This is a genomic window from Gracilibacillus sp. Marseille-QA3620, from assembly GCF_054950035.1.
In genome coordinates this window covers 1,963,054-1,982,823 of sequence record NZ_CM143102.1, presented here as the reverse complement: position 1 = coordinate 1,982,823, position 19,770 = coordinate 1,963,054, and the positions used below count along the sequence as shown (strand labels likewise).

Annotated in this window: 17 protein-coding genes; 4 read left to right on the top strand and 13 right to left on the bottom strand. The window is 45.8% G+C overall.

Translation table 11 applies throughout. The annotated features are described in order from the left end of the window. Positions 1–90: 90 nt before the first annotated feature. Entirely contained in the window at positions 91–2,568 is a 2,478-nt protein-coding gene (locus ACY8DX_RS10065) for a DEAD/DEAH box helicase (RefSeq protein WP_439803346.1), read from the bottom strand. Positions 2,569–2,825: 257 nt separating this feature from the next. Between ACY8DX_RS10065 and ACY8DX_RS10060 the strand changes: the two genes are divergently transcribed. Next, positions 2,826–3,269, top strand: coding sequence for a MarR family winged helix-turn-helix transcriptional regulator (locus tag ACY8DX_RS10060; protein WP_462406764.1), 444 nt, complete (start codon positions 2,826–2,828; stop codon positions 3,267–3,269). 57 nt (positions 3,270–3,326) lie between these two features. Further along, positions 3,327–4,520, top strand: coding sequence for an MFS transporter (locus ACY8DX_RS10055; protein WP_439803347.1), 1,194 nt, complete (start codon positions 3,327–3,329; stop codon positions 4,518–4,520). Between the two features lie 152 nt (positions 4,521–4,672). On the opposite strand, the gene ACY8DX_RS10050 is transcribed toward ACY8DX_RS10055, so the two are convergent. From ACY8DX_RS10050 to ACY8DX_RS10015, 8 genes are read right to left on the bottom strand one after another with little or no spacing between them, the layout of a single operon-like run. After that, positions 4,673–6,634, bottom strand: coding sequence for an AMP-binding protein (locus tag ACY8DX_RS10050; protein ID WP_462406763.1), 1,962 nt, complete (start codon positions 6,632–6,634; stop codon positions 4,673–4,675). A 15-nt stretch (positions 6,635–6,649) separates the two neighbouring features. Continuing rightward, positions 6,650–8,182: an acyl-CoA carboxylase subunit beta gene (locus tag ACY8DX_RS10045; RefSeq protein ID WP_462406762.1), complete on the bottom strand. Its 1,533-nt coding sequence runs from the start codon at positions 8,180–8,182 to the stop codon at positions 6,650–6,652. Positions 8,183–8,206: 24 nt separating this feature from the next. Next, on the bottom strand, positions 8,207–8,980 hold the full coding sequence (locus ACY8DX_RS10040; protein ID WP_462406761.1) for an enoyl-CoA hydratase: 774 nt from the start codon (positions 8,978–8,980) through the stop codon (positions 8,207–8,209). 36 nt (positions 8,981–9,016) lie between these two features. Then, complete coding sequence (locus ACY8DX_RS10035; protein WP_049671047.1) at positions 9,017–9,232, bottom strand: acetyl-CoA carboxylase biotin carboxyl carrier protein subunit; 216 nt, start codon at positions 9,230–9,232, stop codon at positions 9,017–9,019. A gap of 11 nt (positions 9,233–9,243) precedes the next feature. Then, positions 9,244–10,596, bottom strand: coding sequence for an acetyl-CoA carboxylase biotin carboxylase subunit (locus ACY8DX_RS10030; protein WP_462406760.1), 1,353 nt, complete (start codon positions 10,594–10,596; stop codon positions 9,244–9,246). A gap of 17 nt (positions 10,597–10,613) precedes the next feature. After that, positions 10,614–12,251 carry an AMP-binding protein gene (locus ACY8DX_RS10025; RefSeq protein ID WP_462406759.1) on the bottom strand — a complete coding sequence of 546 codons (1,638 nt, stop codon included), beginning with the start codon at positions 12,249–12,251 and terminating at the stop codon, positions 10,614–10,616. Positions 12,252–12,285: 34 nt separating this feature from the next. Further along, positions 12,286–13,431: an acyl-CoA dehydrogenase family protein gene (locus tag ACY8DX_RS10020; protein WP_049671050.1), complete on the bottom strand. Its 1,146-nt coding sequence runs from the start codon at positions 13,429–13,431 to the stop codon at positions 12,286–12,288. Positions 13,432–13,449: 18 nt separating this feature from the next. After that, complete coding sequence (locus ACY8DX_RS10015; protein WP_049671051.1) at positions 13,450–14,118, bottom strand: TetR/AcrR family transcriptional regulator; 669 nt, start codon at positions 14,116–14,118, stop codon at positions 13,450–13,452. A gap of 265 nt (positions 14,119–14,383) precedes the next feature. Here ACY8DX_RS10015 and ACY8DX_RS10010 point away from each other — a divergent pair, with 265 nt between their 5' ends. Beyond that, on the top strand, positions 14,384–15,145 hold the full coding sequence (locus ACY8DX_RS10010) for a glucose 1-dehydrogenase (protein ID WP_049671052.1): 762 nt from the start codon (positions 14,384–14,386) through the stop codon (positions 15,143–15,145). A 171-nt stretch (positions 15,146–15,316) separates the two neighbouring features. On the opposite strand, the gene ACY8DX_RS10005 is transcribed toward ACY8DX_RS10010, so the two are convergent. From ACY8DX_RS10005 to ACY8DX_RS09990, 4 genes are all read right to left on the bottom strand, one after another. Beyond that, complete coding sequence (locus tag ACY8DX_RS10005; RefSeq protein ID WP_439803354.1) at positions 15,317–16,039, bottom strand: hypothetical protein; 723 nt, start codon at positions 16,037–16,039, stop codon at positions 15,317–15,319. Position 16,040: 1 nt separating this feature from the next. Next, positions 16,041–16,904, bottom strand: coding sequence for an ABC transporter ATP-binding protein (locus ACY8DX_RS10000; protein WP_462406758.1), 864 nt, complete (start codon positions 16,902–16,904; stop codon positions 16,041–16,043). Continuing rightward, positions 16,901–17,269, bottom strand: a complete 369-nt coding sequence (locus ACY8DX_RS09995) for a GntR family transcriptional regulator (RefSeq protein ID WP_049671055.1) — start codon at positions 17,267–17,269, stop codon at positions 16,901–16,903. Before ACY8DX_RS09995 ends, ACY8DX_RS10000 begins: the two co-directional genes overlap by 4 nt. Positions 17,270–17,739: 470 nt before the next feature. Beyond that, positions 17,740–19,083 carry a polysaccharide deacetylase family protein gene (locus ACY8DX_RS09990; protein ID WP_462406757.1) on the bottom strand — a complete coding sequence of 448 codons (1,344 nt, stop codon included), beginning with the start codon at positions 19,081–19,083 and terminating at the stop codon, positions 17,740–17,742. A 204-nt stretch (positions 19,084–19,287) separates the two neighbouring features. On the opposite strand from ACY8DX_RS09990, the gene ACY8DX_RS09985 reads away from it, so the two are divergent. After that, on the top strand, positions 19,288–19,770 hold the full coding sequence (locus ACY8DX_RS09985) for an RNA polymerase sigma factor SigV (protein WP_439803357.1): 483 nt from the start codon (positions 19,288–19,290) through the stop codon (positions 19,768–19,770).

Sequence of the window (19,770 nt, the reverse complement as noted above, 5' to 3'; positions counted from 1 at the left end):
GCTTTCGTGAGAGGTCAACTGTCCATAAAAGCCCAATTGGCTCAACTAACCATCCACGGGGGAAAAACACTCACGGATGGTCGTTTCACTTTATCTAAAGTTTCTGCCCCGATAATGATGCCTTTGCAGCAGCCTGTCATCATAACAGGATTGGCAAATATTATAGGGGTACTCACCAGGCAGTGACTTGCCGCATGATCGGCATTTCTTCTGATATTTCTTCACATCTGTCCGGAGCTTTGAGTGAGCACGTGTACTGATTTCTTCCCGGATCCGCTCCCAATAATAGGCCTCCGTTTTCCGTCCCAGCCGGTAAAGGAACAATAAATGAAGGCCGATGGATTTATAGGAAAGCTCCAATTCATCCAGTGTATCCTGCTTCATAATGGGCTCTGGCAGGTCTGAGTTATGAATGACGGCCTTCATGTTGGCCATCCATTGCCGCACCAATGCTGGTTCATTGCTTGAGAACGGAAGATGCAGGAATCCGTATAAATCACTTGGCGAGAACCGTCGTTCAATATCGGTGTTTCGGATATGCTCATACAACTCCCGTTCCTGAGTCAGCGGCGCCTTCTTCGTCCCATGTGGATTTTTGAATTCTCCCCATAGGTAGAAGAAATGCTCAAGGGAAGAATGATAGCGGGCAAACCGGTCAAACACCTGCTGGGTCGGGGCAATCGTGAAGGTATTGATCGACTTATCCTCATCCTCTAAAAGTCTTGTCATGACGTCAATTTGCGAGGTAAAGGCAACCAAACCGACGTTGTAGAGACCCTTCCTGCCGGCACGTCCAGCTAGCTGCTTTACTTCCTGGGAGGTGAGCATCCTTCTTCTCGTTCCGTCAAATTTCTCGTTTTCAAGGAAGACGACACGGCGGATTGGCAGGTTTAATCCCATTCCGATGGCATCCGTTGAAACGATGACCTTTGATTCCTTATCAATGAATCGCTTCATCTGCTTAGCCCTTGTCTCAGGGGGCATGCTTCCGTAGATGATGCTGACCTTATGACCGTCCCTTTCCAGTCGGGAGGCTGTCTGGAGCACCTTCGCGCGTGAGAAGACAATCAAGGCATCCCCTTGCTTCACATGAGACAGCTTAAACGGTTTTTCCTCCACCTTAAGAGGGACATTCCGGTGATATTCATGCAGCTCCACATCATTTCCCTCAAGCATGTTCAATAGCATCTTTTTCGCGCTATGGCTTCCAATGATATGGACCTCCCTCGCATGAGCCTTTTGAATGGCACGGTACCAGGAGAAACCACGGTCTTTATCGGCAATCATCTGCGCCTCATCTATGACCATCACGTCATAATAATCCTTCTCATGGAACATCTCGACTGTGCAGGAGAAGTGAGTCGCATCCTCCATATGCTTCTCCTCTTCCCCAGTCTTCAGGGCACAGGAAATACCCTCGCTTCTTAACGCCTCATAGACCTCGAGCGCGAGAAGCCTCAATGGAGCCAAATAAATACCAGTAGGTGCGGCCTTCATCTGTTTCAATGCCTGATATGTCTTGCCGGTATTCGTTTCTCCGATATGAAGCACATACCGCGTATTTTGATAAATGGAGGTCCGGTATTCCTTGCCGAAGATGTCCTCCAGCTGTCGGTTCTTTTCCTCCTCCAGCCTTCTTTGCTCCGCAAGCTCTTCGGCCCGTTTGCGCTCTCGGTTTTCCGCCTGCTCGTGATACAGCCGGTAATGGGTCTCATACTGAAAGGGAATCGCCGCCGCTTCCAGCAGCTCATTTACCTGCTCCTGTTCGAGTTCCTCCTGGAATTCCCATTCTAACTCCTCAATCCTACCGCCAATCAGCTGCCATATAAGATGGCGGCTGATTTTCTCACCGCTTAGCAGCTCGTACTGTTCCTTCAATTCATCTGGCAGACTGTTTTGAATAGCTGGAATGATTCTCTCATAGGTCAGCCTTCCAATGAATGCCTCCAGTTCAAAATCCTCAAGCACCCATTCACCGTCGCTTCGCTGAATATCCAGGTGAAAAAGATCAGCGAGCGTCTTTGCCCCATGAAGATTTGCCTTTGGAATCCCCTCCAGCTCAAACGCTAAATGCTTTGCCACATCCGCTCGCAGGAAGATGTATAATTTCATCCGTGCCTGCATTAAACTATCCAGCATACTATCCTTTAAGATGCGGGTCTCGAAGTATTCCTTCTGCTTCTTCACCTTCACATCCTCATATAATTCATCCCATAAATGCGGGGATTGTTTAAAATAATCAACGACCCAATTATGCAGATCAAATGTACGGTAGCCATCAAGCTCCTGTTCAATCAGCTTATTGATGCCTTTTTTGGATAAGCCGTCTGCTGACAAACCACGGCTCTCCAAAAATCGGAGCTTCTCATACCGGTTCATGCGCTGGACAGTCTTGCTCTTCCAGGCCAATCGCCAAATTTGCTCAAAGCGGCCGCCGGTATAACGCATATACTCATCGAACGTAGGCTTTTCATCCGTTTGTTCGAAATAAAGATATAGATCATTCAGTACATCATTCTTTGCTTTTTCTACGGCAGCGATGTACCCTTTTTCCAAAATATCCACCATTCAGTACTCCCATCAACATATTACTTCTTCTATATAGGTATCATTATATACAGAAGTCACAGGAAAAATCGAAATTTGTTTTTGTTTACATAATATTTTTACGGTTTGGAATGGAAGCTCAAAAGATACTTCGATTCCAAACCGTACTGCTTCATTTCGTTAACCCAAGAAATGCGACGATAGAATTGAAGGTAGTTGACAGATTATATAGCTAGCTATATAATTCCGAAAGATGCTTTTATAAGTGAGGTGCTATAATGAAGAATTCCCAAAAAGAGCCTATTGTTCTTACACATGTGAAAATGATTGAGCATCTTGTGAAACGAATTGGAGATGAACATCTAAAGCAGATTGGCTTAACGAAAAGTCAGGCAGATGTCATTATATTACTTGCGCATGAATCAGATAAAGTGTTCCGGCAGCGTGATATTGAGCGTGCCTTGAATTATTCGAATCCGACTGTAACAGGCTTATTAAACCGGCTGGAGCAAAAGAATTTTATCGTCCGTCACATCGACCCAGACGATTCGAGAGCTCGCATTATTTCATTAACTGGCGCTGCACTAGATGTTCTTGATGCTATTTATCAAAGTATTCATCAAACAGAGCAAATGCTTTTAGAGGGATTTTCGGATGAAGAGATTGATCTATTAAAGCCTTTCATGAGTAGGATGGCCGCAAATGCATTACGTCATATGTGATGCATTTATTTTTCCGCACTTATATAGCAAGCTATATGTTATACAAGGAGTTTAGTTATGAAGCAAAAGTATTTAAAGAATTCTGGTTTAATCGCATTGATTACCATACTATCCATGATACCGCCATTATCGACTGACTTATATATGCCAGCGTTGCCTGAAATGACGGCATACTTTAAGACATCCTCTACATTAATGAGTTCTACCATGACGATCTTTTTTATTTTCATGGCAATCGGCATTTTAATTCTAGGTCCAATGAGTGATAAATATGGCCGAAAACCGATCTTGATTGCAAGTATTTCTATTTCTTTGATATTTAGTGGCCTGTGTGCAATTTCTCCAACCATCACCTTCTTAATTATTGCGCGTGCAGCTTCAGCGGTAGGTGCAGGCGGTATGGTAGCGATTGCGACAGCCTTAATTAAAGATAGCTTTGAAGGAAAATCAATGTCACAAGTACTATCTGTTACACAAGCATTCGGACTGCTGGCTCCAATGTTAGCTCCTCTTTTAGGAGCACTCATTTTAAGTATCTTTGATTGGAAAATGACATTTATTGCCTTGGCCATCTTAACAGGTATTTCCCTCATTGGTGCTCTCCTTTTACAAGAAACGTTACCAAGGCATGAACGCACGCAAGGGAGCACCATTCAGTCTATTTTGGGATTAGGCAAAATTGCCAGAAACCGTCATTTTACAAGCGTATTAATGGTTGGAGCATTAATTGCAGCACCGTATATGGCTTACCTGGCAATTGCCTCCTATATTTATATTGATGGTTTTGGTGTTTCGGAAACAACCTTCAGTATCTATTTCGCCATTAACTCTGCAGCTGCTATTTTGGGTCCAGTCATTTACATGAAATTCGGAGCGGGTTCTGTCAAGAAAGCAATCAATATCGGGATTATTGTCTCCATCATTTCAGCGGTATTAATACTCACAGTAGGTCATGCAGGTCCGATCATTTTCTTATTGTCATATGTCATTTATTCGATTGTATCGACCTATTTCCGACCAATGATTTCAGATTTATTATTATCAGCTACTGAGACAGATGTCGGGGCAGCATCCTCTGTCATGAATTTCGGATTTACTGTAGTCGGCAGTATCGGCATGACTGTTGGTTCATTAGCCTGGAGTAGTTATACAAGCGGATTAGCCATTACGATGTTGATCTTTATTTCTTTCACTACCCTTGCTTGGCTCTATCTTTTAAAAGCAAAATCGATAAAATTTGATTGGAAATAATGAGCCTATAATGACAAAGGAGGGGGCTGTTTCAAAAATCATTGAATGACTTTTGAAACAGCCCCCTTCCTCTCGTTTACATGAAAGCAATCTATATTACATCAAACATTCCATTGCTGGAATTCTGTTTTTCTTTTCGACTTATCAACAAATTATTGATTTCCTCTCATCATATCGCCTTCACTTCTATGATTACCTGCTATGTTTTCTTCGTTGCACAGGGCGATTTCCCTTACAACCTCCGGATTCACTAAGGAGGATAAATCTCCGGGCTCCTGCTGCAAATAGGCGGATTTAATAACCCGTCTCATGATTTTCTGATTTCTCGTCTTTGGAAGGTCTGATAAGAAATAGATTCCTTTAGGCTTTAATGCCTTCCCAAGACCATGCCCAATCATCTCAAGCAGCTCGTCTTCCAGGAGCTTGCTAGCTTTGACATGTCCCTTTAAGACAGCAAAGCATAGGCAGGCCTCCCCCTTGATCGAATCAGGTATTCCGATGGCTGCCGCTTCCACGACATCCTCATGCTTGACGAGAATCGATTCATATTCAGTCGGTCCAACCCGCTTGCCGGCAATATTGAGTGTATCATCCGATCGGCCCTTGATTTCCCAGGACTCCCCGTCTGTTTCAACCCAGTCGCCGTGAACCCAATAGCCGTCATAGGTACTCCAGTATGTCTTTATGTAGCGCTCCGGCTCATTCCAGAAACCATTGGTCATCCCGACCCACGGCTTTGTCAGACAAAGCTCGCCAACCTTATTTACTACCTGCTGGCCGTTCTCATCCAGAACAACTACCTCCATTCCTGGCAATGGGGTATTAAAGGCAGCCGGTGTGATGGGCTTTACGAGCACATTGCCGAGAATGCCGCCGGAGATTTCCGTGCCGCCGGAATAGTTGATAATAGGAATCAGACATTTGCCTGCCTGCTGGAAGAGCCAGAGCCAGGAGGCGGAATTCCACGGCTCACCTGTTGAAGCGAACACCTTTAACGAGCTTAAATCATGCCCATCAAGCCAGCCCTCTCCCTTTGCCATCAGTGAGCGGATAAGGGTTGGGGAGATTCCCAGCTGAGTGACACGCCACTTGTGGACAAGCTTCCAGAGACGATCGGATTCTGGATAATCAGGCACCCCGTCATACATCACCATTGCCGCCCCGTTCGTCAAACTTGCGAACAGCTGGAAGGGTCCCATCATCCAGCCCATATCGGTTACCCAAAGGAGGCGGTCCCCTTCTACTAAGTCCATCGCCACACGGGCGTCAATGGCTGCCTTAATCGGAAACCCTGCATGAGTGTGAACCGTTCCCTTCGGCTTGCCCGTCGTCCCTGAGGTATAGATCAGCATGAATGGGTCATCGCTTTTCATCCGGACGGATTCCTCAAGGGAGCCAGCCTCCTCCAGCCTTGACCAATCCATGAATGGAGCTTCTAAATCGCTGCCGCCGACAACGACGATTGTTTCCACACCGCCAAGTTCTGGGAGGGCATTGCGTACGGTTTGCAGCATATCCACTTGCTTGCCTCGGCGCAAAAAGGAGTCAGCGGTGATGATCATCTTCGCACCAGCAGCAATAACCCGGGTTTTTAACGCTTCTTCTGCATAGCCTGAGAAGATTGGTGAGATAATCGCGCCAATTTTGGCAGCGGCGAGAATGGAAACGGCCGCCTCCGGAATCATGGGCATAAAGAGAGTAATACGGTCACCCTTTTGGATGCCGGCCTTTTGCAAGCCGGAAGCGACCTGGCTTACCCAAGCATGAAGCTCGGCATAGGTGTATTCCCTCACTTCCCCTTGTTCGCCCTCCCAAAGTATGGCCATCCGGTCCGTTTCCGCCCATTTTGCCAATGCCGTATCAACGAGATTGCATTCCCCTCCGACATACCAATGCGGGCGGGCAATCCCGTTATCAAGGTTCAAGACCTCTTCATACGGCTTCTTCCAGACAAAGCCAAGCTCTTTTTCCACAGCCGACCAGAACCATTCCGGCTCCTGGATGGACTTCTGATAGAACGAATCATAATCAGGGAGATTCAATTCCTCCATCCATTGCACGAGCCGAAGTGATTTCATCGATTCCTCATCAGGCACCCATTTAGACATTTGCATGTCAAGTCCCTCCCGTTACACCGGATAAACCGGGTGCTTTCTTGTCGTGAACACTTGGTGCTTGCTTTCGTATAGACGGAATCTTGTTGAAAGCTCCTGACGAAGGTTTTGCGGCTCGACAATCCCGTCAATGATCATCTCTGAGGCAAGGTGATAAAGATTAATATCCTCTTTATATTCCTCCCGCTTTTGCATGACAAAGGCCTGGCGCTCTTCCTCTGGCAAGGCAGCAATCTTATTGGCATAGACAGCGTTCACGGCTGCTTCCGGTCCCATAACCGCAATCGAGGCATTCGGGAGGGCAAGACAGCAATCCGGCTCAAAGGCAGGGCCGGCCATCGCATAAAGGCCCGCACCATATGCTTTACGGACAATGACAGAGATCTTCGGCACAGTTGCCTCGCTCATCGCGGCAATCATCTTTGCACCATGGCGGATGATCCCTGCCTGCTCGACCTTTGTGCCAATCATGAAGCCTGGGATATCCGCAAGGAATAGAAGCGGAATATGATAGGCATCGCATAAATGAATGAACTTCGCCGCCTTATCCGCTGAATCATGGAAAAGAACGCCGCCTTTGACACGCGGCTGATTGGCAATAATGCCGACCGGCTTCCCTTGCAGACGGGCAAGTCCCGTGATGAGCTCAGGTGCGAACAGCTTCTTGATTTCACAGAAGGAATCCTCATCAATGACGCCCTTGATTAACTCATACATATCAAAGGGTGCATTTTGATTGTTCGGCAGAAGCTCCTCAAGCGGCTTTGCCAATTGCTCAGCGGCCCTTGGCTCGAATGCCTTCGGTTTCTCCGTGAAATTTGCTGGAAAATAAGACAAATATCGACGGGCAAACTCAATGGCCTCCTCATCACTCTTCGCCAGCACATCCCCGCAGCCCGAAACCGAGCAATGCATCCTCGCACCGCCCATTTGTTCAAGGGTTACCTTCTCCCCGATTACCATCTCTGACATACGCGGTGATCCAAGGTACATGGAGGCATTGCCCTCTACCATCACGACGATGTCACAAAAGGCCGGGATATAGGCTCCTCCGGCAGCGGAAGGTCCAAACAATAAACAGATTTGCGGCACCTTGCCGGACATTTTCACCTGATTATAGAAAATGCGTCCAGCTCCGCGCCTGCCAGGGAACATCTCAACCTGGTCTGTTATACGGGCTCCTGCTGAATCGACAAGATACAGCATCGGAATCTGCAGCTTATCCGCGGTCTCCTGAATGCGGATGATTTTCTCGACTGTTCTAGAGCCCCATGAGCCTGCCTTAATGGTCGAATCATTCGCCATGACGGCAACCGCCTGCCCGTTAATAGATCCGAGTCCTGTTACCACACCATCAGCCGGCAGATCCTCTGCCTCGCAATTAGCGAAGAGGGCATCCTCTGACTCGAGTCCGTTATCAAGCAGCTGGTTCAGACGATCTCGAACAAACAGCTTCCCTGCTTCCTTGTTTTTTTGATGGTATTTCTCCTGCCCGCCTTCTTTTATGCGGGAAATTCGCTCGTTTAATTCTGCTTGAATAGTATCCATGATTCAAACCCTTCCTTTCGAAAGCTAGATTCCTTTATAGACAGGCTTTCTCTTCTCCGCAAATGCCCGTAAACCCTCCAGACGGTCCTCTGTCGGGATGGTCATTTGATAGCATTGGTTCTCAACCTCAAGCCCTGAGGCGATATCGGTATCAAGACTGCTGTTAATCGCTTTTTTGGCTGCTCTAACGGCAATTGGTCCGTTTGCGGCAATCTGGCCGGCCCATTCCATCCCCGTTTGCATTAATTCCTCCTGCCTCACGACTGCATTGACGAGGCCGATCTCAAGCGCTTCACTCGCTGTGATGCGCTTTCCGGTATAAATCATTTCCTTTGCCTTTGCGATGCCGACAATACGCGGAAGCCGCTGTGTTCCGCCAGCCCCTGGAATAATGCCAAGCGTAGTCTCCGTTAAGCCCATCTTTGCCTCTGCCGCTGTAAGGCGGATGTCACAGGCAAGGGCCAATTCAAGCCCTCCGCCAAAGGCAGAGCCGTTTAAGCAGGCGATGGTCGGCTGAGGAACCTCCTCCAGCAGATTGATTGTGTCACTGATGAGAGCAACGGCTTGCTTGACCTCGCTTTCCGGAAGGCCCTTTCTCTCTTTAAGGTCTGCCCCCGCACAGAACACCCGCTCACCGCTTCCCGTCAAGAGAACGCAGCGAATCTCTTCCTTATTCTTTATTGCCTGTAAGGCTTCCTGAAGCTCCTTAAGCAGGGCCATCGACAATGCATTGGCATGCTGCGGCCTGTTGAGCCTAATCACATGGATCCCAGTGTCCTCGCTCCATTGTTCAATCATGGTTACCTATCCCTCCCGTTTCTAGTTCTTCTTTCCTCAGTCCATTCGGGCGAGCACGTCTCCTTCATTCACGAAATCCCCTTCGTTCACGAGCACCTCGCTGATCTGTCCATCCATTTCAGCGGCAATGGGAATCTCCATCTTCATGGATTCTAAAATGACGATGTCATCCCCGCTTGTAACTGAATCCCCTTGCTTCACTTGTACCTTCCAAACGCTTCCTGCCATGCTGGCTTTAATCTCTTGTGCCATGTTTCTTCCTCCTATCCATTTCGTTGTTTTTTCATATGTGTATCAATAAAGCTTGTGTTCATGTCCCCATTCTTGAATGCCTCATGGTCAATGATGTCTTGGAGGATGGGGATATTGGTTTTGATTCCTTCTATTTTGTAATCACAAAGCGCCTGTGCGAGCGAGTCAATCGCCTCTTGCCGGTCCGCACCAGAGACGATGAGCTTTGCCAGCATCGGATCATAAAAGGGGCTGACCAAGGTATGCCCGTCAATGCCGATTTCATGGCGAATCTGTGGTCCCTCGGGAAGCTCCAGTCTCGTGATTTGCCCTGGGGATGGATAAAATGTCACCGGGTCCTCCGCATATATCCGAACCTCGATTGAATGACCTGTAATGGTGACATCCTCCTGCGTAACAGAAAGTCTCTCCCCATTTGCAATACGGATTTGTTCCATGACGATATCGATCCCCGTGACCTCCTCTGTCACTGGATGCTCCACTTGAAGGCGGGTGTTCATCTCGAGGAAATAAAAGTTCTTCTCCGCATCGACCAGAAATTCTAATGTGCCAGCATTTTCATAGCCCAATTTCTTGACCGCACGAATGGCCGCTTCCCCCATCCTGCGGCGGAGAGGCTCATCCACAAATGGAGATGGAGCTTCCTCTACGACCTTCTGGTTGCGGCGCTGGATGGAGCATTCTCTCTCTCCTAGATACACCGCATTCCCGTATGAGTCAGCAAGTACTTGGATCTCGATATGGCGGGCATTCTCGACTAATTTCTCAACGAACATTTCTCCATTGCCAAAGAAGGATTCCGCCCGCTTTTGGTTGCCGGCGAAGGCTTTTTCCAGTTCAGCAGCATGATTCACTCGCTGCATGCCGATTCCGCCGCCTCCAGCCGATGCCTTCAGCATGACCGGATAACCGATTTTCTGAGCGGCGTTTAGTGCAGCCTCCACATTCATCGTCGCATCTGATAACCCGGGAACGACCGGCACCCCGGCCTCCTCCATGATTTTGCGCGCCTTCGTCTTGATTCCCATCGCTTCAATTACGGAGGGAGAGGGGCCGATGAAGATGATTCCTTCCTCTTTGCATATACGGGCAAACTGCTCGCTCTCACTCAGGAACCCATAGCCGGGATGGATGGCTTCCACGCCTTCCTCCTTCGCGATTTCGATAATCTTGGCTGTGTTCAAATAGCTCTCGTTGACCCTTGGACCGCCGAGCAGGCGGGCATGGTCAGCCTCCTTCACAAAAGGAGCCTCCTTATCCGCCTCCGAATAAACGGCCACTGATTCTATATCGAGCTTCTTACAGGCACGAATGATGCGGGAGGCGATTTCGCCCCGGTTAGCAATTAATAGTTTTTTGAACATAATGTCGTAAGCGCCTCCTATGCTTTCAGTATTTCAGCTGATTTTTCACGAAGCTTGTATTTTTGGATTTTGCCTGAGGCTGTCATTGGGTACTCATCGATGAATTCGATATAGCGCGGAATCTTGAAGCGGGAGATCTTCCCTTCACAGTAGGCACGCACAACCTCTGCGGTCAGATTATGCCCCTCCCTTGGAATGATCCACGCCATTAATTCCTCCCCGTATTTCTCATCTGGCACCCCAATTACCTGAACATCCATAATTTGCGGATGCTGATAAAGGAATTCCTCAATCTCACGCGGATAAATATTCTCCCCGCCCCGGATAATCATGTCCTTCAGCCGCCCCGTAATCGAGCAATAGCCATTATCATCCATCACGGCGAGATCGCCGGTGTGAAGCCAGCCGTCAGGTGAAATCGCCGCCTTAGTCGCATGCGGGTCATTATAATACCCCTTCATCACATGGTAGCCCCTTGTGATCAGCTCCCCATGCTCCAGTTTAGGGACCTCCTTCTCCGTTCCCGGCTCCACAATCTTTACCTCGATATTCGGCATTGGGCGGCCAATCGAGGTGACGCGCAAATCAAGCGGGTCATCCGTTCGTGTCTGGGTAATACCAGGAGATGATTCCGTCTGGCCAAACACAATCGTGAGCTCGCTTGCTCCCATTCGTTCCACGACACCTTTCATGACCTCTATCGGGCAAGTGGAACCTGCCATAATGCCAGTCCGCAGGGAGGAAAGATTATAGCTTTCAAAGTCTTCAAGATTCATCTCGGCGATAAACATGGTCGGCACGCCATGGAGGGCGGTGCATTTTTCATCCTGGACTGTCTGCAATACCTTGCGAGGATTGAATTCAAGGAGCGGAACCATTGCCGCCCCGGCTGAAACAGCTGTCAAGGTACCAAGCACACAGCCGAAGCAATGGAAGAACGGGACGGGTATACACATCCGGTCTCTTTGCGTGAGCTTCATTCCTTCTGCAATGTTGATGGCATTATTGACGATGTTATAATGAGTAAGCATGACCCCTTTCGGGAATCCCGTCGTCCCTGAGGTGTACTGCATATTGATGACATCGTCCCGGTGAAGGGATTTCTTGCGCTTTTGGAGCTTGCCGTGACTAATCTTACCGGCCATCTGCATGACCTCAGACCAGGTGTATGTGCCTGGATAAGACTTATCTCCCAGGACAATCACTCGCCTCAGATGCGGGAATTTTTCCGACTGCAGCTCTCCAGGCTGACTGTCCTTCAGCTCAGGAATAATCTCATACAGCGTCTCGATATAGGAATGATCCCGAAAGCTCTCCTGCAGGATAAAGGTGCCAGACTCTGACTGGCGCAGCAGGTACTCAAGCTCACTTGCCCGGTAGCTCGTATTCACCGTCACAAGCACGGCTCCCATCTTTCCCGTTGCAAATTGCGTTGTCAGCCATTCCGGCTGATTCGTCGTCCAAACGGCCAGATGGTCCCCTTTTTCGATTCCAAGCGCCATAAACGCCTTTGCCGCCTCATTTGTCTGCTCGTCAAACTCCTTATAGGTCAGCCGGAGGCCAAGCTCTGGATAAACGACCGCATCCCGATCGCCGAATTTCGCCGCGACCTCTTCCAATAAACCGCCGACTGTCAGCTCTACCAAATCTGCCATCACATCAATCCTCCTAATCTTTTATCCATAAAGACTAGCAACCTAGCTGGCGGGAGATAACAAGCCGCTGGATCTCTGATGTCCCCTCGCCAATCTCCATCAACTTAATATCTCTTAAGTAACGCTCCACCTCGTATTCACGCATATATCCATTGCCGCCATGAATTTGGATGGCCTGGTTACATGTACGGAAGCCCATTTCAGAGGCAAACAGCTTCGCATAAGCGGACTCCTTCGTGAACGGCTTGCCCTTATCCTTCAGCCATGCGGCCTTCAAGACCATATTCCGGGCCAGCTCAATCTCCATTGCCATATCAGCCAGCTTGAACTGAATAGCCTGGAACTTCGAAATCGATTGGCCGAACTGAATTCTTTCCTTACTGTAGGCAAGCGCCCGGTCAAAGGCAGCCTGGGCAATCCCAACGGATAAAGCCGCAATCGAGATTCTGCCCCCGTCTAATGTGTAAAGAAACTGCTTGAATCCGCCATCTGGGTCACCAAGCACATTTTCCTTTGGTACCCGGACATTCTCGAGGATGATTTCGCATGTATTCGATGCCCGTACGCCCATTTTTTCGTAATCACTGCGAATGGTGACACCTTCCGCATCAGCTGGAACGATGAAGGCTGAGATGACCTTCTTGCCGTTTTTCTCCTTGCCGGCGACAGCCGCTGTCACCGTGATGAAATCTGCAAATCCGGCATTGGTAATCCAGCACTTCTCTCCGTTAATAACGTATTCGTCTCCCTCGAGTTTCGCCGTCGTGCGTGTGCCCCCGGCATCTGAGCCGGCATTCGGCTCCGTTAAGCCAAAGGAGGCAAGTCCCTTTCCGCTGGCTAATGGAGTCAAATACTTCTTCTTCTGCTCCTCCGTCCCGAAATAATAGATGGGACTCGCACCTAAAGAAACCGCCGCCGCATAGCTGAGACCGCTTCCGCCGCAGGCACGGCCAATCTCCTCAACAGCGAGCGCATAGGAAATCGTATCCCCGCCTGAACCGCCATATTCCTCTGGAAACGGAATACCGAGCAAGCCAAGCTCACCCATCTTCATGAAGATTTCCTCTGGGAAGCGGGACTCGCGGTCAAGCTCAATCGCAAGCGGCTTCAATTCTGCCTGAGCAAATTCTCTTGCTAAATCCTTTACCATCCGTTGTTCTGCCGATAATTCAAAATCCATATCCTAAACCTCCATCATTTAAGACCGACTGGTTGGTCTGCCTTTTACATTTGTAAGCGCTTTACTTTTGTCCAAAAAATAAAAGGAATACGTCTCTTTCGCTTTTTCCGTCAACAAGGCATGCATAATGAAATCCGTGAAGATATCCGCTATCTCATCAATGGAGCGCTCCCCATTGCGCTGATACCATTTGGAGGTCCAATTCACAATCCCTAAAATGGCCATACCACTAATATCAAAGGGAATCTCCCGTCTGAATTCACCGGTCGCCTGGCCGCTGGCAATCACTTCATTGATCAGCAGGCGGTACTCATCCCGCTTCACCTTAATGAGCTGGTCGAGCTCCGGCTTTAAATATTTGCTCTCTTGATAAAAAACGGATATGTGGGGCTGATACATATCAAAGACTTTCGCAAATGAATGAATGATCTGCGCTAGCTTCTCTGCTGGGGTCTGACAAGTAAGGTTTGCTTCCTTCGCCTTAGCCAAAACATAGGAGATAAATGTGTCATGAATGGAAAACAGAAGATCGTCCTTAGAACGATAATGATGATAAAAACCGCCCTTTGAGGTCCCGCTCGCCTCCACGATGTCCTTCACTGTGACACTATGAAAGCCGTGCTTCTCAAACAGCATGAGAGATGTGGCAAGAATCCGGTCCTTAAGCTGCGAGTTCACCACCTCCATTTGGCAAATGTTTACAAGGTGATTCTATCGCAGCCTTCCGTTATCTGTCAATTACAGATGCAGAGAATAATTCGACAAAGAAAGAGAGTTTACTTGATTTACTATTCTTCAAAACTTTTCATCAGAATAGAATACCTGCAATTGCATGCTCCTTCCAATATTATACAGAATATGTATTCAAAATTTCTCATGAGTGTATAATTTTATCAGAATAATGAGTTTATAGTATAATAGAATTGTAAATTAAAACATTGGAGGGATTAAAATGAAACTCTTAGAAAACAAGGTAGCCATCATTACCGGAAGTGGTTCTGGCATTGGAAAAGAAATCGCCACCACCTATGCACAAGAAGGAGCTAAAGTGGTCATTGCCGATTTTAACGAGGAAGTCATGAATGCAACTGTGAAAGAACTGATAGATGCGGGCTATACGGCTATGGGCGTCAAAGTCAATGTATCTAATGAAGAGGATGTACAGCGCATGGTGGAGGAATCCATCGCGAAATTCGGCCGCATCGATATCTTAGTGAACAATGCAGGTGTCGGCGATAATATGCAGGCCGCCGCTAATGTAGAGGATGATATCTGGAATCGCGTAATGGACATCAATGTAACCGGTGTCATGCGTTGCATACGCCGCATTCTCCCTCATTTTGAAGAAAACGGCGGAGGCACTATCGTCAATATGGCCTCTCTTTCCGGTGTCATGGGCGGACGCGGCGGCTTAACCTATACGGCTGCTAAGCATGCTGTTGTCGGGATGACGAAAAACGTTGCCTCACATTACGGTCCGCTCAATATCCGTGCCAATGCAATCGCCCCTGGTCATGTCGAAACAGGCTTCAGTGCAAAAATGACGAATATTGACCCATTCGGCATGAAGCAGGCCACCCGCGGCGTGAACATGATCACCAAGGCTGGCCAAGTTTCCGATATCGCGAACATCGCCCTCTTCCTTGCGTCCGATCAATCACAGTTGATCAATGGCGTGGTGATTACGGCTGATGGCGGCTGGAGTGCTTATTAAGATCGTTCATTATTCTTAAAGAATCTAGAATGACAGTGCCCTTGAATTTGTAAAAGGCCTACAAACGAACAAGACAGGAAAACCGGATGATTGTCGGTTCCCCTGTCTTGTTTAATCTTACTAGTTCACTTTCTACCCCTAGGGGAAAGTTTATCAATCCGTCAATCATGGTTATTCTTTTCTTGACTTAGGCTTTAATGAGGCATTTCTCATGATTGGATAGGTTAATAGAAACGCTCCTATTCCGCATAAGCCCAATACGGTAATAAGATTCATTTTTATAGCTTCTAAATCCAGCCCCATCATCCACTCTATACTGTTTTGCAAATACCCGCCATAATACAGAAGCATTGTAACAAACGATAACAGCATAAGAATAATCAAACTTTTACTTATTCCCAATCTATAATGAATGCTGTATAGAAAAAAAGGAATCCCAATCAGAAACAAGCCCAACATGAGATCAATCCAAAGATACGTGAAGAAATGATATTCATTTACTAAGAATAATCCCGGGTGCATGATCGTTGAATGGATATCCCATTGTAGAAAGACTGCTTTTAATATACGTTGCAATAGATTTAGTAATAAGATACTTAAACCAACACCCAATATACTGACTCCATAGAATACTTTGAGAAATTGTGTCCTCGTGCTTCCCAACCCAATGACTATGGGGAACAAAGACTTAAAACCAGCGATTCCAAAGAAGGCAATAAAGAAATAAGTTGGCCCTGATATGACGACAACTACATCATTTCCTATTTCAAATAGATAGCCAATAAGGAGCCAGATTAATGTTAGGGGAACCGTAATATAAAGAAACAAAAGCCTTCCAAAGAACCAAAGGGAATCTTCAGATACTAACCGTACCGTTCCGTATAAAGAATTCACCCTATACTGCCTCCTCTGTTTTATTGAGTAAATAATCTTGAAGCTTGGCTTTTTCAATCGAGAGTCCGTGTGTGGATGCAAATTCCTTCCATTCATCATTATATGGTACATCAATCATCACTTTTACACTTGAACCTAATTTGTGTATTTCTAATGGTTTTTGTCCATCTAATAACTTCTCGATTTTGGTTTTTTCGCCTGCCAACCATACCCCGTACTCTCTTATGTCATCAATCGATTCATGTAACAAGACCTTTTTATCATGTATGACAACCAGTGATTCGCATAAAGACTGGATTTCCTCGATATGGTGAGTAGATAAAAGGATTAATCGTGGATGAATCTCATGACTTTCCCGTAAAGACTGATTCATTTTCTTACGCATGCTTGCATCTAAACCATTACTTGGTTCATCTAGGATGGTAATGTCCGCATGACTGGAAATTCCAATGATAAATTGCAGCGCGGACTTCATTCCCTTCGACAGCTTAGATATTTTCTTCCTTTCATTCAATTGAAAGGTCTTTAACAACCTTTGAGCTAAGTCCTGATCCCAATTAGCATAATAATAACCCGCAATCCTCAATGCATCCTTCACACTCCAGATAGCGCTAAACGGATGATCCTCTTGCATATAACAGATATGCTGGACAGCTTTCGTATGGTTATAAGGTGCCATCCCCATAATTTCAACCTTTCCTTTGTCTGGCTTTTCATGTCCTGCAAGAAGTTTCATCAGTGTCGTTTTTCCAGCTCCATTACGACCCCAAATGGCGATAATGCCTCGTTCCTCTTCACTGAAAGAAATATCCTTAAGTGCTAATGCGTTCTCGTAACCAAAGGTAACATTCTCCACGCGAATCATTTCTGATCCTCCTCTTTTATTAATTCGATTACCTTATCAACACTCATCCCCAAGCGCTTTCCTTCTTCAAGCAGCGGCCATATATATTCCTTCTTGTACTGTTTTTTTCGCTCATTAACTAATTTTTCTTTTGCTCCTTCCATAACAAACATGCCAATTCCACGTTTTTTGTATATGATTCCTTCATCAACCAACGTTTGCAGGCCTTTCCTCACTGTAGCCCTATTGATGTTATAAAAGCTGGAAAGTTCATTTTCAGATGGGACCCTTTCCCCTTCCACTAATGTTTCTTCAACTATGTCATCTCTTATGATTTGTGCAATTTGCTGAAAGATGGGCAGCGACTCATCTAATACTGGCTTCAATAGGAATACTCCTCTCTTAACCCTGTTCGGTCCAAGTTGATTATTTGTATAGTTGTATACCTCTGTAACCAACTATACAATACAGCTCTTTAATTGTAAATACTTTCCATTCAAAATTTTCCTTTTGGGCTCACCTAAATATACTGTTCCAACAACATAAAAACACTGATCTCCGTGCAATTCATCACACAGAACCAGTGTTTCTTTTTTATCATTATTAGACGGGAAAACTCCGACTTCCATTTTGTGCAGGACGTAAGCCTAAAATAAGCAGAGGATGATGGCCCCTAGTATAGCGAGTCAACAAAAGCTTTCACAACAGGAAGATGGATAAGCTTAAAACCCATTTCACCATCTTGTACCAAAGTCATTAATTCCAGCTGCTTATGAACATTCTTCTTGAATAAAAAGCACCTACCCATCCTCGACGAATAGATAGATGCCCCAGCAAAAATATTTATGATGACCTATTACGAAGCTAGCTCTCTTTGTTTCTGTATTTCTTGTAATTCGGAGACAGAGACGATTTTATATCCTTGAGCTGTCAGCTTTTCCATAATCTCAACGGCTGCTTCTGCACTTGTTTTATAGATATCATGCATCAGTATTATTTTACCATCACCAGCTTGATTCAAAACAGATTGTACGATATGGTCTTTATTTCGATATTTCCAATCCTCGGGATCGACGTCCCATAAAATGACATCCGTATTCTTCCCTAAATGGCTGGTCACTCTTTGATCATAAGCGCCATATGGCGGTCTGAACAGCGTCGCCTCCTTCCCTGTCATTTCTTTAATAAGCGAATTCGTTTGACTAATTTGTTTTATCATCTCTTCCTCACTCAGCTTGGTCATTAGCCTGTGATCCCACGTGTGACTGCCGACATCATTTCCTTGTTCCACCATATCACGGAGCAGCTCCGGATTCTTTTCAGCCATACTTCCTAGTACAAAAAAGGTCGCATGTGCATCATATTTTCTTAAAGCTTCGAGAATACTATCTGTTGTCCCTTTTTTCGGACCATCATCAAACGTGAGTGCAATCACCTTTTGGTCTGGTGCTATCTGAATGTCTTTTTTCGGCAGTTCCGTAATCATATTTGGTGGGTCGATATCCTCTATCCTATCTTTGTTTAATTCAGCTGATACATATTTATCCTCGAGCATGTCCTTAAGTAATTCTTTGCTGATAATCAATTGTGTATCGGCCATCTGGTCACCAACTGTGAGATAAAAAATAATGGCCTTATTCAATAGGGTAAATTCCTGAAAATGATCTTGTGTCGGAGCCGCAGCTTCTGCCAATTCTTTATTGGAAAGAAGGATATCCTCCTTATTCTTAAGCTCGTGATACGCAATGTCAGATAATAGGCTCAAATAATCACTTTCATTTTTAAACAGGTCATCTAATCGAATGATTTTGCCATTGGCAAGATCGATAGTAACCATATGATTGAATGATTTCTCTTTATTTTTTTCCGTGAAAATAATGGATACGGTTTGCTGACTATAGTGAACAATCTCGTATGTGACGATTAACTGTTCTTTATTCGTACATGGCGTGATTGTCTCTTTTAAATAGGTTTCTATTGCTTGATCAACTTCTTCTAGATGAAAGAATGGATAGTCTATGGTAATGCCCTTTTCCTTATCAATAGTATGAATGATTTCGACAAGCGGATATTTCTCATCCGTTCGAATAGGAGAAGTATTTGCTTTTGATGCATTTGTCCTGACGACAGCGCCAATCAGCACGACTAAAGATGACAGCAAAATAAAGAGGCGTTTTTTGTGAAGCTTTCTTCTGTTCATAGGATGTTTCTCTCCCCGGTTGATTAATGATCTAATTCTATTTGATAGACGGAGCAGAAAATGAAAAAGTTTTAGCAGAAAAATATTTTTTTCATACAAACTTTTTGGCTAATCAGTGCGTCTAGTATTAGGAAGATAAATGAAACGTTTCAATCATTCCATTGAATCTCCCAAAGAGTAAAAGGGAAGGAGCTCTACTATGAGATGAAGAATAAGGATATCCGCCATTCACTTATAACCCTTATTACAGAGCAAAAAGAAAGCTACTACCGGCTAGCCTACAGCTATGTGAAAAATGAACAGGATGCTTTAGACGTCGTGCAGGAATCCATCCAAAAAGCACTCCTATCACTTGATAAAATACAAGATATCAATTCCATGAAAAGCTGGTTTTATAAGATTATTGTCCATACATCATTGGACCTATTGCGTAAGCGAAAGAAAACCATATTAACCGATAACCAACAATTATCAGCCTTACAAAATGGAAAGGCTGATCATTATACGGATTTGGACTTACGCAAGGCGCTTGATGAACTTCCCCATAAATATAAAATCATCATTATTTTGAGATATTTTGAGGATTTTAAAATGGAGGAGATTGCAGAGGTTCTGGATGTCAATATCAATACGATAAAAACAAGATTATATAAGGCCCATAAAATGCTGCGTCTGAAAATGGAATAG

Coding starts and splice junctions, on each gene's coding strand:
- ACY8DX_RS10065 (WP_439803346.1), bottom strand. CDS start 2,568: ATGGTGGATATTTTGGAAAAAGGGTACATCGCTGCCGTAGAAAAAGCA.
- ACY8DX_RS10060 (WP_462406764.1), top strand. CDS start 2,826: ATGAAGAATTCCCAAAAAGAGCCTATTGTTCTTACACATGTGAAAATG.
- ACY8DX_RS10055 (WP_439803347.1), top strand. CDS start 3,327: ATGAAGCAAAAGTATTTAAAGAATTCTGGTTTAATCGCATTGATTACC.
- ACY8DX_RS10050 (WP_462406763.1), bottom strand. CDS start 6,634: ATGCAAATGTCTAAATGGGTGCCTGATGAGGAATCGATGAAATCACTT.
- ACY8DX_RS10045 (WP_462406762.1), bottom strand. CDS start 8,182: ATGGATACTATTCAAGCAGAATTAAACGAGCGAATTTCCCGCATAAAA.
- ACY8DX_RS10040 (WP_462406761.1), bottom strand. CDS start 8,980: ATGATTGAACAATGGAGCGAGGACACTGGGATCCATGTGATTAGGCTC.
- ACY8DX_RS10035 (WP_049671047.1), bottom strand. CDS start 9,232: ATGGCACAAGAGATTAAAGCCAGCATGGCAGGAAGCGTTTGGAAGGTA.
- ACY8DX_RS10030 (WP_462406760.1), bottom strand. CDS start 10,596: ATGTTCAAAAAACTATTAATTGCTAACCGGGGCGAAATCGCCTCCCGC.
- ACY8DX_RS10025 (WP_462406759.1), bottom strand. CDS start 12,251: ATGGCAGATTTGGTAGAGCTGACAGTCGGCGGTTTATTGGAAGAGGTC.
- ACY8DX_RS10020 (WP_049671050.1), bottom strand. CDS start 13,431: ATGGATTTTGAATTATCGGCAGAACAACGGATGGTAAAGGATTTAGCA.
- ACY8DX_RS10015 (WP_049671051.1), bottom strand. CDS start 14,118: ATGGAGGTGGTGAACTCGCAGCTTAAGGACCGGATTCTTGCCACATCT.
- ACY8DX_RS10010 (WP_049671052.1), top strand. CDS start 14,384: ATGAAACTCTTAGAAAACAAGGTAGCCATCATTACCGGAAGTGGTTCT.
- ACY8DX_RS10000 (WP_462406758.1), bottom strand. CDS start 16,904: ATGATTCGCGTGGAGAATGTTACCTTTGGTTACGAGAACGCATTAGCA.
- ACY8DX_RS09990 (WP_462406757.1), bottom strand. CDS start 19,083: ATGAACAGAAGAAAGCTTCACAAAAAACGCCTCTTTATTTTGCTGTCA.
- ACY8DX_RS09985 (WP_439803357.1), top strand. CDS start 19,288: ATGAAGAATAAGGATATCCGCCATTCACTTATAACCCTTATTACAGAG.